Origin of the sequence: Mycobacterium colombiense (genome assembly GCF_001953985.1) — a bacterium.
GTDB lineage: Bacteria > Actinomycetota > Actinomycetes > Mycobacteriales > Mycobacteriaceae > Mycobacterium > Mycobacterium colombiense_B.
Window position 1 is genome coordinate 1 of sequence record NZ_MBEI01000036.1, and the last position, 14,152, is coordinate 14,152.

Genomic DNA, 14,152 nt, shown 5'->3' on the forward strand with positions numbered 1-14,152 from the left:
GCCCAGCCCAGAGCACCGCCACCGACGCCGCTCGGCGCGGTTCCTCCGCCGCCGGCGCCGTCGGCTCAGCCACCGGCTCCACCGGTCCCCCCGCCGGCCGCGGAACCCGAGCAGCACAAGGGTCCGAGCCTGATCGAGCGGATGGTGACCAGCAAGCTGCGCGCCCAGCGCCCCTCCTTCCGCACCGAGGAACCCAACTCCACCTTTCGGCTGCCGCTGCAACCCGCGTCACGCACCACCGGGGCAACGGCCTACCAGCTGGGGCTGACAGTCGATGGCCGCGAGACGCTGTCGGGCATCTCGTTCGCCGCGCGTCCCGGGGCCATGACCGCAGTCATCGGGCCGTCGGCCGCGCGCAATTCCGCGCTGCTCGCGCTGCTGGCCGGGACCAGAGAACTCAGCGCCGGGCGCGTCATCGTGGACGGACACGATGTCCAGGCCGAGCCGGAGTTCATCCGCACCCGCATCGGGGTGGTCCCCCGCGACGACCGCCTGCACCGGCAGCTCACCGTCGCGCAGGTGGTGGAGTACGCCGCCGAACTGCGGCTGCCACCGGACACCGTGGCCGAGCAGCGTGACCACGTGGTCAGCCAGGTCCTCGACGAACTCGAGTTGACCCCGCACCGGGACACCAGAATCCGCAAACTCTCACCCGAGGTGCGTCGGTGCGCCGCCCTGGCGGTCGAGCTTGTCAACCGTCCGAGTCTGCTCGTGGTCGACGAACCCACCGCCGGACTGGATGCGGCCCAGCAGCGTCACGTCATGGCGATGCTGCGGCACCAGGCCAACATCGGCTGCGCCGTCGTGGTCACGATTTCGGCGCACACGTCGCTCACCGACGTGAACGCGTGCGACCAGGTGTTGGTGCTCACCGCGGCGGGCAAAGTCGCGTACCTCGGAACGCCCCTGCAGGTCGAGTCCGCGATGGGCACCAACGAGTGGTCGAGGGTGCTCGTGCAGGTCGAAGCCGATCCCGAGGGTGCCCATCGCGCCTTCCGCGCGCGGCCCCCGACCGCGGCACCGACCACCCCGCCCGAGGTCGAGGCGCCCGGTCCGCCGCCACCCGGGTTGTCCAGGAACCGGCAGATCCGGTTGCTGGTCCGGCGCGAGGTTCGTCTGCTGCTCGGCGATCGCATCTACTTTGCGTTCCTGGCGATCCTGCCGTTCGTGCTGGCGGGGCTCGCGCTGCTGATTCCGGGTGATTCCGGCCTGACGCGGCCCGACCCGGGCAGCACCAACCCGCACGAAGCCATCGAGATCCTGGCCGCCTTCAACATCGCGGCGGTGATCATCGGGACGGCGCTGACCATCCGCGCGGTGGTGTGCGAGCATCGCGTCTTCCGGCGCGAGCAGGAGGTCGGCCTGTCCGCGCCGGCCTACCTGACCGCCAAGTTCACCGTGTACGGCCTGGCCGCGGCCATCTGGACGGCCGTCGTGTTCGCGATCGTCATCGCGGTCAAGGGGGAGCCGGGACACAGCGCCGTCCTGCTGCATAACGCCACGGTCGAGCTCTACGTAAGCGTGGCCGTCACCGCGATCGTCTCCGTGGTCATCGGCCTCGGGCTGTCGTCGCTGGGCAAGTCGCTGCGGGAGGTGCTGCCGCTCGTGGTCCCGGTGATCCTGGCGTCCGCGCTGTTCAACGGGAGCCTGGTGCAGCTGGTGAGCGTGCTGGGCCTGCAGCAGATCAGCTGGTTCGTCCCGGCCCAGTGGGGTTTCGCGGCCGCGGCGTCCACCGCGAATCTGCGCAGGGTCGACTCGCTGGCCGCCGACGCCGTGACGTGGACCCACTACAGCGGCTGGTGGGTGTTCGACATGGGAATGCTCGTGTTGTTCGGACTCATCGCGGCCGGGTTCACGCTCTATCGGCTGCGCTCGCCCGTGGGCCAAAGCCGCGGCCCGTCCCCGAATCCCGGGCCGCAATCCCGTCATCCCGAGCGCTGAGTTTCCGGCGCCGGCGGCTGGTGGCCGCCCCGAAGTTTCGTTCGGCGACATGAACTGTCGTCGATGTTCGCCGCGACGCGAACCGGCCATTACTGTCGGATTATGGCGCCTGAAACGACTACCACTGCCGAGTATCTGCGCAACGCCTTGGACGGGCGCTGGCGCGATGTCAGAAACCGGATGCGCGACACGCTCGCCGAGGATCTCTTCCGCCCGCACTACACACCGAACACCGTGATCGCCCGCACCAAGGTGGCGGAGCAGATGCGGATCATGGCGGCGTTCGGCGCGGCCGCCGACAGTTTCAAGAAGGAACACGGCGGCACCGGCGACGTCGGTGCGGCGATCACGATGATCGAGATGCTGGCGATGTCGGACCTGTCGCTGATGGTGAAGGCCGGCGTGCAGTGGGGCCTGTTCGGCGGGGCCGTGGAGAACCTGGGCACGGAGCGCCACCACGAGATCTACGTGCCCAAGATCATCAGCCTGGATTTGCGCGGCTGTTTCGCGATGACCGAGACGGGACACGGCAGCGACGTGCAGTCGCTGGAGACGACCGCGACTTACGACCCCGAGACCGAAGAGTTCGTCATCGACTCGCCCACGCCGTCGGCCCGTAAGGACTACATCGGCGGCGCCGCCGAAACCGCAACCATGGCAGCGGTTTTCGCGCAACTGATCACCACCGAGGACGGCAAGCCGGTCAATCACGGTGTGCACTGCGTCCTGGTCCCGATCCGCGACGAGGACGGCAACGACCTGCCCGGCGTCACCACGTCGGACTGCGAATACAAGGGTGGGCTGCCCGGCGTCGACAACGGGCGCATCGTGTTCGACCATGTCCGGGTCCCGCGGGTCAACCTGCTGAACAAGTACGGCGACGTCGCGGCCGACGGCACGTACAGTTCCCCGATCGATAACCCGAACCGCCGGTTCTTCACCATGCTGGGCACCCTGGTCCGCGGCCGGATCACCGTGGGCGGCAGCGCCGGCGCCGCCGGACGGGTGGCCTTGGATATCGCCACCCGATATGCGTTGCAGCGCAGGCAGTTCACCGCACCCGATGACGATTCCGAGGTGCTGATCATGGACTACCTGGTGCACCAGCGGCGACTGTTTCCGTTGATCGCGAAGTCATACGCGCTGCAGTTCGCGCAGAACGAGCTGGTCGGCAAGTGTCATGACGTGCAGAGCGCGGACGCCCCCGACGCCGACGAGCAGCGCGAACTGGAAGCGCGCGCCGCCGGGCTGAAGGCCGCCAACACCTGGCACGCCAGCCGCGCGATCCAGGAGTCCCGCGAGGCGTGCGGCGGCGCCGGCTACATGGCCGAGAACAGGCTGATCGGGCTGCGCGGTGACACCGACGTCTTCACCACGTTCGAGGGCGACAACCATGTGCTGACCCAGCTGGTGGCCAAGGAACTGCTGACCGCCTACGCCGACGACATCAAGAGCATGAGCCCGGTCGAATGGGTTCGCTTCGCCGCCAACACCGTTGGCGAACGCGTCGTCAAACGCACTGCGGCAGAAGCGATCATCCAAACGATCGTGGATGCGCGGCAAGACAGCGAAGAAGAGGGCAGCCTCTTCAACCGCGGCACCCAGATCAAGATGTTCGAAGACCGCGAGGAATACCTGCTGGCATCCGTGGCGCGCCGCCTGCAGGCCAAATCCAAAGAGATGTCGGCATTCGACGCCTTCAACTCCGTGCAGGATCACGTCCTGCATGCGGCCAGCGCGCACATCGATCGAGTCATCTTGGAGGCTTTCGTTGCCGGGATCGACGCGTGCCCCGACGAGCAGGCCCGCGAACTACTCGGCATCCTGTGCGACCTGTACGCGCTGTCAGTGATCGAGGACGACAAGGCCTGGTACATCGAGCACCGCTACCTGTCCACCGAGCGCGCGAAAGCGGTCACCCGGGGGATCAACGACCGGTGCCGCGCGCTGCGCCCGCACGCCGAGACGCTGGTAGATGGCTTCGGCATCCCGGAGCGGCTACGTTACGTCGAGATGCTGCACCCGGAGAACCTGTCCGAGGCCCTCACGAGCTGACGGACCGTTCGACGATAGCCTCCGGACGGTTTCAGAACGCCATTGGATTCCCGGCACAGCCTCGGCTGTGCGGGTAAGTCATTGGCGTCCAACGTTATTGGTTCGGAACCTTGCCAAGGGTTTGCAGCTTGCCGTCCGGGCCGATCCGGAATTTGACCGTTCCGATCCCGGTGGGACAGCACAGCTGATCATTTCCCTTCTGCCACTGGTATTGAACGGTGACGGTGTCATCCGAAGGCGGCAGCACGGTTATATACGGCTTCGGGTTCGAGGTGGGGCTACCGAGCGGCGTGTTGTGGTCGAAGAACAGCAGTTGCTGCGGACTTGATTCGCTGGCGATCGTCGGGATGATCTGCACCCAGTGCAACCGGCAGTTTCGCGTGTGCCCCCGGCCCATCTCCACCCAGATGGTGCCGGGGATGGCGATGGGGACCGCGGTGATGGCCCGGCGCACGGTGTCGGCCGTGGGCCCATCGGACTCCTTGCAGGTGTCGGGTCGGGCCTGCGGTGGCGCGGTCGGCTTCCAGCCGCAGCCGGAGGCCAGCAAAGCCAGGAAGATCACAATGAGCTGACGCACGCGGTGAGCTTAGCGAAGACTGTGAATGTCCCGTCGGTTTGGTCAAAAACCCCGTTCCGAGAAGCGTTTCGAGGGTCGCGCTGAGTAGCCTCAAGCGGGGCGGGCGGTCGACGGTGACCTGCGCTAACGCAATCCTGAGCGGTGAATTTCCCCGGCGATTTCACACCGGCGCGCTGGCCGTTGAGAGGAAGAAGTAAACCGGGGGAAATTTCGGGCAGCGATGCCGAAACATGCCTGCTCCACAATGAACTCACCTGATACGGAGCTAACCCGTACGCACTCGACGGAGGGACGTAAGCGTGGCTAGGGAGTCCATGGCGCGTGGGAACGCCGTGAACACCATGTGCGCTTACTGCGGCGTCGGTTGCGGCATGGTGTTGCAGATCACAACGGATCCGAAAACGGGCCGCGATCACGTCACCAAGTCGGTTGGGAACAAGCAACATCCGGCCAACTTCGGCCGGTTGTGCACCAAGGGCGCCACCACCGCGGACATGCTCGGCGCGCCGGGCCGGATGGATTGCGCGCATGCGCGGGCCGACCGCGGCGAGCCACTCGAGCCCATCGACATGGACAAGGCGATCAGCCAGTCCGCGAAGCGGTTACGGGCGATCGTCGATGAGCACGGCGCGGACGCCTTCGCGATGTACGTGTCCGGCCAGATGTCCATCGAGGCGCAGTACCTGGCGAACAAGCTGACCAAGGGCTTCATCGGCACCAACCAGATCGAGTCGAATTCGCGGCTGTGCATGGCCAGCGCGGGTTCCGGTTACAAGCTCTCGCTGGGCGCGGACGGACCGCCCGGGTCGTATCAGGACTTCGATCGTGCCGACGTCTTTTTCGTCATCGGCGCCAACATGGCCGACTGCCATCCCATCCTCTTTCTGCGCATGATGGACCGGGTCAAGGCCGGCGCCAAGCTGATCGTCGTCGACCCGCGCCGCACCGCGACCGCCGACAAGGCCGATCTGTTCCTGCAGATCGCACCGGGATCGGATCTGGCCCTGCTCAACGGACTGCTGCACCTGATCGTCGAGAACGGCCACACCGACGCCGATTTCATCGCCGAATTCACCGAAGGCTGGGAGGTGATGCCCAGTTTCCTGGAGCAGTACACCCCCGACATGGTCAGCGCGGTGACCGGCATCCCCGAAGAGGACATCCGCGCGGCGGCTCAAATGATCGGTGAGGCCGAGAATTTCATGAGCTGCTGGACGATGGGCCTCAACCAGAGCACCCACGGCACCTGGAACACCAACGCGATCTGCAACCTGCACCTGGCCACCGGGGCGATCTGCAGGCCGGGCAGCGGCCCGTTCTCCCTCACCGGACAACCCAACGCGATGGGCGGCCGCGAGATGGGTTACATGGGGCCGGGATTGCCGGGCCAGCGTTCGGTGGCATCCGACGACGACCGCGAATTCGTCGAAAACCTGTGGGGCATTCCCCGCGGCACGCTGCGCACCGAGGTGGGCAGCGGGACCATCGACATGTTTTCCCGGATGGCCGACGGGAAGATCAAGGCCTGCTGGATCATCTGCACCAATCCCGTTGCCTCCGTTGCCAACCGAAAGACGGTCCTGGCCGGACTGGAGCGCGCCGAACTGGTGATGGCGCAGGACGCGTTCTTCGAGACCGAGACCAACGAATACGCCGATGTGTTGTTGCCGGCGACCCTGTGGACGGAGTCCGAGGGGGTCATGGTCAATTCCGAGCGCAACATGACATTGTTCCAGCCCGCGGCCCGGGCGCCGAGCCATGCCCTGCCCGACTGGCAGATCATCGCCCGGATCGCCTGCGAGATGGGCTTTTCGGAGGCGTTCAGCTACACCTCCGCCGAGGAAGTCTTCGAAGAGATCAAGCGGTTCTCAAACCCGAAGACCGGTTATGACCTGCGCGGCATCAGCTATGAGCGGCTGCGCCGGGGCCCGCTGCAGTGGCCGTGCGCACCGGAGGGCGACGGTGACCGCAACCCCATCCGCTATCTCAACGACGGTGTCAGCCAGACGCGGTTGGTGCGCGAGGACGGCAGCGTGCCGCGGCTGGCCTTTCCCACGGCGACGGGTCGTGCGGTGTTCTTCGCCCGCCCGCACCTGCTGCCCGAGGAAATGCCCGACGACGACTACCCGTTCCTGCTGAACACCGGTCGCCTGCCGCACCAATGGCACACCATGACCAAGACCGGCAAGGTCGCCAAACTCAACAAACTCAATCCCGGGCCATTCGTCGAGATCCACCCCGCCGACGCCGCGCGCCTGCAGATCGCCGACAACGATCGGGTCGAAATCGCCTCCCGCCGAGGACGTGCCGTGCTGCCCGCCGCTGTCAGCGACCGGGTGCGGCCCGGCAACTGCTTCGCACCCTTCCACTGGAACGACACCTTCGGCGAATACCTGTCGATCAACGCCGTCACCAACGATGCGGTCGACCCGATCTCGAACCAGCCGGAATTCAAGGCGTGCGCCGTCACGCTGACGAAGGTCGCCGTCTCTCAACCCGTTTCGGGCACCGAGGCGCCGGCGCCCACCGACACACCGGAACCCGCGCCCACGGAGGTACGAGAAATCAGCGTGTCACAAGTCGACGCCCTGGGTGAATTGCTGGGTGTGGCAACACAACCCAAGCCGGAATTCAACGAGCTCGGCCGCACCTACCTGTCCGGCATGCTGTCCGGGCTTCGCTCGGATGCGGGGCGCCGCACCGGCGGGGTGCCCACCCTGCCGCTGAGCGCGCCGTTCGATTCCAGCACCCGGCTGTGGGTGGACGGTCTTCTGGCGGGACTGTTCTCGCGCATCGACGGGCCCCAGCCGGTGGTGCTGCCCGAGGAGGTCCAACCGACGCCGCCGCGGGTCGCTCAGCAACCGCCCGCCGCGCCGGTCGATGCGAAACCCGCGGCCGAGCGCGCTCCCGTCGTGGTGCTGTGGGCATCGCAAACCGGGAACGCAGAGGAACTCGCCGCCGAGATCGCCGCGCAATTGGGCGCCGTCGAACTTCCGGTCACGCTGCAGAGCATGGATGACTTCCCCGTAACCGAGTTGCCGACGACGAAGGAACTGTTGTTCGTCACCAGCACCACCGGTGACGGCGAAGCGCCCGACAACGGCGCCGGTCTCTGGCGGGCGCTGACCGGCGAGGGTGCGCCGCGATTCACCGACACCCGCTATGCCGTTCTCGCGCTGGGCGACTCCAACTACGACGATTTCTGCGGTCACGGTCGCAATCTGGATGCCCGGCTGGCCGAGCTGGGGGCGACCCGCATCGCCGATCGGGTGGACTGCGAACCCGACTACGACGACACCGCGGCCAAGTGGGTGGGCGACGTCATCCATGCGCTGACCAAGACGCCCACGTCCGTCGGCGGCGAAGGAGCCGCGGTGCCGGCCCGCACTTCTCCGGTAGCGGCACCGTCCCACCCCAATGGCCACGCGACAAGCGCCTACAGCAAGAAGCATCCGCTGATCACCGGCATGGTCCGCAACACCGTGCTGAGCCAGCCGGAATCGACAAAAGACGTACGGCACTTGGTGTTCGACCTGCCGGAAGACTCCGTGACCTACGAGGCCGGCGACGCGCTCGGCGTGTGGCCGCGCAACAGCGACGAGTTGGTCGACGAATGGCTGTCGGTGACCGGGCTGAGCGGCCAGACCCCGGTCGAGGTCGGCGAGCACGGCCTGATGTCGTTGCGCTCGGCGCTCACCGAGCGGATCGAGATCGCCCACATCAGCCGGGATCTCGTGCGGTTCGTCCAGGAGCGCACCGGTGACTCGACGCTCGCGGAACTGCTGAAGCCGGAAAACAAACGCGCACTGGCGGATTGGACATGGGGGCGCCAGTCCATCGACCTGCTGTCCAAGCTGCCGGTTTCCGCGTCGGCCCACGAGTGGCTGCGCGTCCTCAAGCGCCTTCAGCCGCGGCTTTACTCGATCTCGTCGAGCCCCAAGGCGTGTCCGGGCGAAGTGCACCTGACGGTCTCCCCGGTGCGCTTCAACTTCCAGGGCGTGCCGCGCCGCGGGGTGTGTTCGACCTACCTCGCCGACCGCTCCCCCGGCGATCGAGTCGCCGTCTATCTGCAGCAGTCGAGCAATTTCCGGCCGCCGAGTGAGTCGGACACGCCGATGATCATGATCGGCCCCGGCACCGGTATCGCGCCCTTCCGCGGTTTCCTGCAGGAACGGCGCGCGCTCGGTCACACCGGACCCAACTGGCTGTTCTTCGGCGAGCAGCACGCTGCCACCGACTTCTACTACCGCGACGAGCTCGAGCAGATGCGTGAGGACGGGTTCCTCACCGAGTTGGACCTGGCGTTCTCCCGGGACCAGCAGCAGAAGGTCTACGTGCAGCACCTGATGCGCAACCGTGGGGCGCAGCTGTGGAGCTGGCTGCAGGACGGGGCCCAGCTGTACGTCTGCGGCACTGCCGATCCCATGGCCAAGGACGTCGACCGGGCGCTCTGCGAGATCGCGGCCGAATTCGGCAAGCTCGACCCAGACGCGGCGCGGGATTACGTCCAGTCGTTGAGCGCCGACAAGCGCTACCACCGCGACGTCTACTAGCGCCGATCGGCCGCTGCCGCCAAAGCCGTAACACAGCGGAAACATCGCACAACCGCCGCCGAAACTTCGGCGTCGCACGATGCACTCACTAGGTCGCGCACCTGAAGGAGTGACGTCATCGTGGCTCGGGAGTGTGATGGACCCGATCGGGTCATCAAGAACGGCTGCCCGCTGCAATGCCGGCTGCGGTACGGCGGGACGGCCGACGAACTGGCCAGTGACCAGGTCGATTGGGCGGGGCTGCCCGTCAACCTGGACTTCGCGTTCTCGCGGGATCAACGCGACAAGGTCTTGGCGCAGCATCTGCTGCGCAGACGCGGTACGCACTTCGGGCCGTGGCGACACGGCGCCCTGGTGTGCGTCTGCGAGGCCGCGGACGAGCGTGACGGTGCGGAAACGCTTTTCTCCGCGCTCGAAAACGCCTCCCCGGAGTAACTTCTTCTGCCGCTTACCGTTTGGACTGGTCCGGCTGCCCGTACACCGCCACCACCACGGTGCGGTCGATGCTGTTGTCCGACCACACCCCGATGGCGGTGTTGGCGCAATCGCGGATGATCGCCATGTCATCCGGGTTGTAATACCACTGGTTGACCAGCTCCAGGCTGCTGATGGCGATGGCCGGGTTGATGGCCACCGTCTCGGCAGCCCTGCCGCGGAAGCCCGCGGCGTTGGCACGGTCTTGTGGTGTCGAGCCGTCGGAGCCGATGTCGTCGTTGATGTTTCGGTTGTTGATCATGTCGTCGGCGTGCCACTCGGCGGCGAGTGTGAGCGCGTTGTTCCTGATGACGTCGTTTGTGCAGCCCGACTGGTGCTGCAGGGTGTAGACGGCGGACACGACCGCGCTGTTGAGCCGTTTGTTGTCGGCCTGCGCGCCGGGAGCCGCCACCACCGTCGTGCCCACCAGGACAGCGCCGACGGCCGACCAGCGGCGTACCGAGACGTTCATGGCGGTTCCTCGGATCACACCGGGTCGAAGCGCGACACCAGCCACCGGCCGTTGACCTTGTCCAGGGTCACCCGCACGACGGGCTGGGTGTCGGTGGGAGCACCCGTGCCGATGGTCACCGTCTGATCGACATACACCAGCGCCACGGCGTGGTTAGTGGTGGCCGAAACGGACGCCGCCGCATTGGCTTTGGCGACCGACGAGATGTGCTTCTCCTTGGCGCCGGGCCCGACGATCTGGCGGGCCAGCTCGGCGTAGGCGTCCTTGAACTCACCGGTGAGCCGTTCGCGCGCCGCGGCGAGGTCCTTGTCCACCGTGTCGGCGTGATAGGTCAACAAGGTGACCGCGTCGTCGCGGGCGGCCTGCACCGATTCGGCCCGGGCCCGTGCGAGATCGTCCGCCGCCCCCGCCGACCACTTGAGGTAACCGGCGCCGAGCGCCAACACCAGTGCCAGGGCGGGCAAGACTGCGTAGGCGAACACCCGTGACCACACGATCGGGCGCCTTGCCCGCTCGGCCTTCGGTTGCGCCTCGATGGACGATTCGGCGGCATCGGATTCCTGTTGCGCGCCTTCGGTTGCCGAGTCCAGTTCCTCGTCGGTGGTATCGACGTTCACGTCTTCCTTCAGTGTCGTCATGGCACGAACACCACGTTGGAAACCTTGGCGTCATCGCCGACGGATCGGACCTCGATGCGCATGCGCCATTCCCGCGGCGCCTCCTCGCCTCCCGCGGTGCGCGACTTCACCGCGACCGCCACCAAAACCTGGGCGGAGTCGCCGCGTTGGGATTCCAGTCCGGCATCGGTGACCGTCCCTTCCGATTTCGACTGCGCCGCCTTGACAACCTCCATGAACGGCTTGGACCGCTGTTCGAAGTCGTCCCGGAATGCGCCGGTGGCCAGATCGAGGATCCGCTGCACGTCAGCGTCCACCTGGGTGTAGTTGATCGTGGTGAGGTTCACCGCGCCCTGCCGGGCCGTCGCGACGTACAGGCTCTGCCGGGCCTGGGCATCGTGCTTTTGGTAGGCGCGATACCCGAGCCAGCCGCTCAGGCCGGCCAGCGTCGCCACGATGAGGCCGCTGGCCACCAACGCCGATCCGGTGCGCGAAAGCCGCCGCCGTTGCGCGATCTCGCGCCACCGCGCGAGCCTGCCCGCGGGTGGACTCGCACCGCCGTCGCCGTCTTCGGCGTGGATCTTTTCAGTCTCCTCGGCCTCGGCCGCGTCGATGTGTTCGACGTCGAGTGCCGTTGGCTCGTCGACGTTTTCCTCCGTCGTATCGGGTTTGTCCGCCATGATGCTCCTTCAAACTCTCAGGGTTGCGGGACAAGGAGTGATTGCCAGCTCTTGGCGCGGGGGTGCGCCAGGTCCGACTCGGTGTAGCGGCGCCCGTCCGGGCCGATGTATTCGCCCGTGGCCGGGTCGTACGTCGCGACCGCTACGGGCGCGGGCGGTGGCGCGGTGCCCCGCGGCGGTGGCAGCCGCGGATCCTGGCCAGGTGGATACTGCGGGACGCCCTGGCCGCTGGTGGTGGCATTGGGGTCACCCTTCCAGTTGTAGCCCTCGTTGAGCGGCACGTAGTCTTCGTCGCTTTCGCACAATTCGACGGTGGGCGCGCGCTTCCACGGCTTGCTCTCGCACGGAATGTTGCGCACGCCACGGACATTGAACTCGGAGTCCTGCGGCACCCGGCAATAGAGGTCGGCCGCGGGCCGGTCCGGGGCATCGACGCTGGCCGGCGAGCGCCGCTGTGCCGGCGGCAGGTATCCCGTCGTGCAGGGCGGCGGCAGGTTGAGGTTGAGGTTGAAGTCCAGCTGGGCGCCCCGGTACTCCTGCTTGGTGTTCGAGCTCGGCACGATGATCGCCGCCATGGCCGCGATGCCCTGCGGCAGCAGCACCAGAAGTTGTTCGATGTCGTGGCGGTAGACGACGGCGATATCGCCGAGGCTCACCAGGTTGGCGAACAGCACCGGCAGTGCCGGCGACACCCGGTCCAGCATCGCGCGGCCTTCGTCGATGCCGGAAGTGCCCTGTGTCAACAGATCTCGCACCGCGGCGTCCTGCGCCTTGAACTGCGCCATGATGGCTGCGGTGCGGCCGGCCCACGTGGCGATCGCGCCGGATGTCTGCACCTGCGAGTCGAGCACCGGCGGCGCCTGGTCGATGAGGGCGGCAAGCGGGTCGACGGTCCGGCCGCCGGCGACGGCCAGCGCGGTCGACCCGTCGACGATGCGGGACAGTTCCGGCCCGAGGCCGCCGACCGCCCGGTTTGTCTCGTCGATCACGGTGCGCAGGTTGTCCCGTGGAATCGCTTGCAGCGCACGGTTGGTCATGTCGAGCAGGTGCCCAATGTCGACGGGAACGTCGACATGTCCGGCGGTGATGACGTCGCCGTCGCGCAGCGTCCGGGAATGTTGGCCGTCCTGCTTGCCGGGCTGGGGTGTCAGTTCGATGTACTGCTCGCCGATCGCCGAGCGGCTGTGCACCGACGCCTGCACGTCGGAGGGCACCTTGACGCCCGATCTCATGGCCAGCACCGCGCGCACCCCGGTGGCGGTGACGCCGACCGACTTGACCTGGCCCACATCGGTCCCGCGGTAGGTGACCACCGAGGTCTCGTAGAGCCCACCCGATTGCGGCAGGTCGACCGTGACCTTGTACTCCCCGATCCCGAACAGCGTGGCGGGCAGCTTGATAAAGTTGAATGCCATTGCGCCACAAGAAACGACGGTCACCAGCGTCAGGATTGACAGCTGGATCCACGTCCGGCGATTCAACCGAAGCACTCAGTACCCCCCGAAGTGGTACGGATAGGTCAGCGGGTTGCCCCCGGTGACCGGGCTCGGCTGCATGCCGATGGTGCGGCCCCACTGCAGTTCGAGTTGGGTGAGGTTGCCTTCCCATCGGGAGCCGGTGAACAGGCCCTGGTCGATGCGGCTCAACGTCAGATCGACGACCAGGGTGAGGTTGGCGTAATCGCCGCGGAACCAGTTCCGCACGGTGGATGCGGGCCATGGGTAGGTCGCCAGGCCGTCGAGTCCCTTGGTGAGCGAGGGTCCCGCGTCGGCGAGCGACCGCAGCACCGGTGCGATGTTGCGCAGGTTGTTCACCAGTGATTCCCGGCTCTGGTGGATGGTATCGGCGGCGATCGCGCTGAATTTGCCCACCTGATCGATCGTGTCGGCGATGTTCGCGCGCTCCTTGGCCAGGACGTCCAGCGCCTTGGGTACGGACGTCAGCGCCTTGTCGACGACGGGGTCGTTGGCGGCAAACTGCCCGGCCAACGCGTTGAGATTCTCGGCGGCGGTGATGATGTCGTCGGTCTGGTCGTTGGTTTTGGCGATGAACTCGTCGATCTGGGTCAACAGGCTGCGCATGTCGTTCTCGCGGCCGGCGAATGCCTTGGCGACGGCCTGGGTGATCTCCTGCAGCTGCCCGATTCCGCCGCCGTTGAGCAGGATCGACACCGAGGCCAGCGTCTGCTCGGTGGTGGGATACAGGCTGGCGCGCGACAACGGGATGACCGACCCCGCCTTGAGTTGGCCGACCGGCCGCTCGTCTTTCGGCGGCGCGAGTTCGATGTGCATCGAGCCGAGCAGGCTCGTCTGTCCGAGCTTGGCGGTCGAATTGGCCGGCAGGTGCACATCGCCGTTGATCCGCATGGTGACCAGCGCGTGCCAGTCCTGCAGCTCGATCTTGGTGACGTTGCCGACGTTCACGTCGTCCACCCGCACGCGGGTGTTCTCCTGGATGGTGACCACGTCGGGCATCTGCGCCTGGATCGTGTACGAGCCCGGTCCCCCGCCCGCGGTGCCGGGCAGGCTGAGCGAATTCAGGCCGCGCCAGCCGCAGCCCGACAACGACGCGGCGCACACCAGGCCGAGGACAACGGCGACCGCGCGCCTCATGACGGCCCCGTCGGAAGCATCAGGTTCTGCAGCACCTCGATCGAGTTGGACGTCGTGTTCGCCGGCGGCGCCGGCGGTTCGGCGGGCGGCGGCTGGTCGGCGAGCGCCGGCTGCTCGGGTGGGGGCGCCGGGGCGGCATCCGGCGCCCCCACCCTGTCTCTTATATAAAAC

General features: G+C 67.0%; 10 protein-coding genes. 4 read left to right on the forward strand and 6 right to left on the reverse strand.

Going from position 1 to position 14,152, the window contains the following annotated elements:
• Both A5732_RS08190 and A5732_RS08195 read left to right on the forward strand, forming a co-directional pair.
• A partial coding sequence (locus tag A5732_RS08190) for an ATP-binding cassette domain-containing protein (RefSeq protein WP_076101921.1) occupies nt 1–1,941 on the forward strand: 1,941 nt, incomplete at its 5' end.
• Nucleotides 1,942–2,043: 102 nt separating this feature from the next.
• Nucleotides 2,044–3,996 (forward strand): acyl-CoA dehydrogenase family protein, encoded by a 1,953-nt coding sequence (locus A5732_RS08195; protein ID WP_076054318.1) that lies wholly within the window; start codon nt 2,044–2,046, stop codon nt 3,994–3,996.
• 94 nt (nt 3,997–4,090) lie between these two features.
• Here A5732_RS08195 and A5732_RS08200 read toward each other — a convergent pair whose 3' ends face one another.
• A complete protein-coding gene (locus tag A5732_RS08200) occupies nt 4,091–4,558 on the reverse strand; it encodes an LppP/LprE family lipoprotein (RefSeq protein ID WP_076101922.1) in 468 nt (155 codons plus the stop codon).
• Between the two features lie 329 nt (nt 4,559–4,887).
• On the opposite strand from A5732_RS08200, the gene A5732_RS08205 reads away from it, so the two are divergent.
• Together A5732_RS08205 and A5732_RS08210 are read left to right on the forward strand one after the other, a co-directional pair.
• Nucleotides 4,888–9,126, forward strand: a complete 4,239-nt coding sequence (locus A5732_RS08205; protein WP_076101916.1) for a bifunctional nitrate reductase/sulfite reductase flavoprotein subunit alpha — start codon at nt 4,888–4,890, stop codon at nt 9,124–9,126.
• Between the two features lie 153 nt (nt 9,127–9,279).
• On the forward strand, nt 9,280–9,561 hold the full coding sequence (locus A5732_RS08210) for a hypothetical protein (protein ID WP_170880084.1): 282 nt from the start codon (nt 9,280–9,282) through the stop codon (nt 9,559–9,561).
• A 13-nt stretch (nt 9,562–9,574) separates the two neighbouring features.
• Here the strand turns inward: A5732_RS08210 and A5732_RS08215 are convergent, their stop codons facing one another.
• Genes A5732_RS08215 through A5732_RS08235 form a run of 5 tightly spaced genes read right to left on the reverse strand, consistent with a single transcriptional unit; the run spans nt 9,575 to nt 13,981 of the window.
• On the reverse strand, nt 9,575–10,072 hold the full coding sequence (locus A5732_RS08215) for a CAP domain-containing protein (protein ID WP_076101917.1): 498 nt from the start codon (nt 10,070–10,072) through the stop codon (nt 9,575–9,577).
• A gap of 14 nt (nt 10,073–10,086) precedes the next feature.
• Nucleotides 10,087–10,710 carry a hypothetical protein gene (locus tag A5732_RS08220; protein WP_170880073.1) on the reverse strand — a complete coding sequence of 208 codons (624 nt, stop codon included), beginning with the start codon at nt 10,708–10,710 and terminating at the stop codon, nt 10,087–10,089.
• The gene (locus A5732_RS08225; protein WP_076101918.1) at nt 10,707–11,369 is read right to left on the reverse strand and encodes an Mce protein; all 663 of its coding nucleotides are present in this window, start codon (nt 11,367–11,369) and stop codon (nt 10,707–10,709) included. Before A5732_RS08225 ends, A5732_RS08220 begins: the two co-directional genes overlap by 4 nt.
• A 17-nt stretch (nt 11,370–11,386) precedes the next feature.
• A complete protein-coding gene (locus tag A5732_RS08230) occupies nt 11,387–12,859 on the reverse strand; it encodes an MCE family protein (protein ID WP_076101919.1) in 1,473 nt (490 codons plus the stop codon).
• Nucleotides 12,860–13,981: a virulence factor Mce family protein gene (locus tag A5732_RS08235; RefSeq protein ID WP_076101920.1), complete on the reverse strand. Its 1,122-nt coding sequence runs from the start codon at nt 13,979–13,981 to the stop codon at nt 12,860–12,862.
• Nucleotides 13,982–14,152 lie beyond the last annotated feature (171 nt).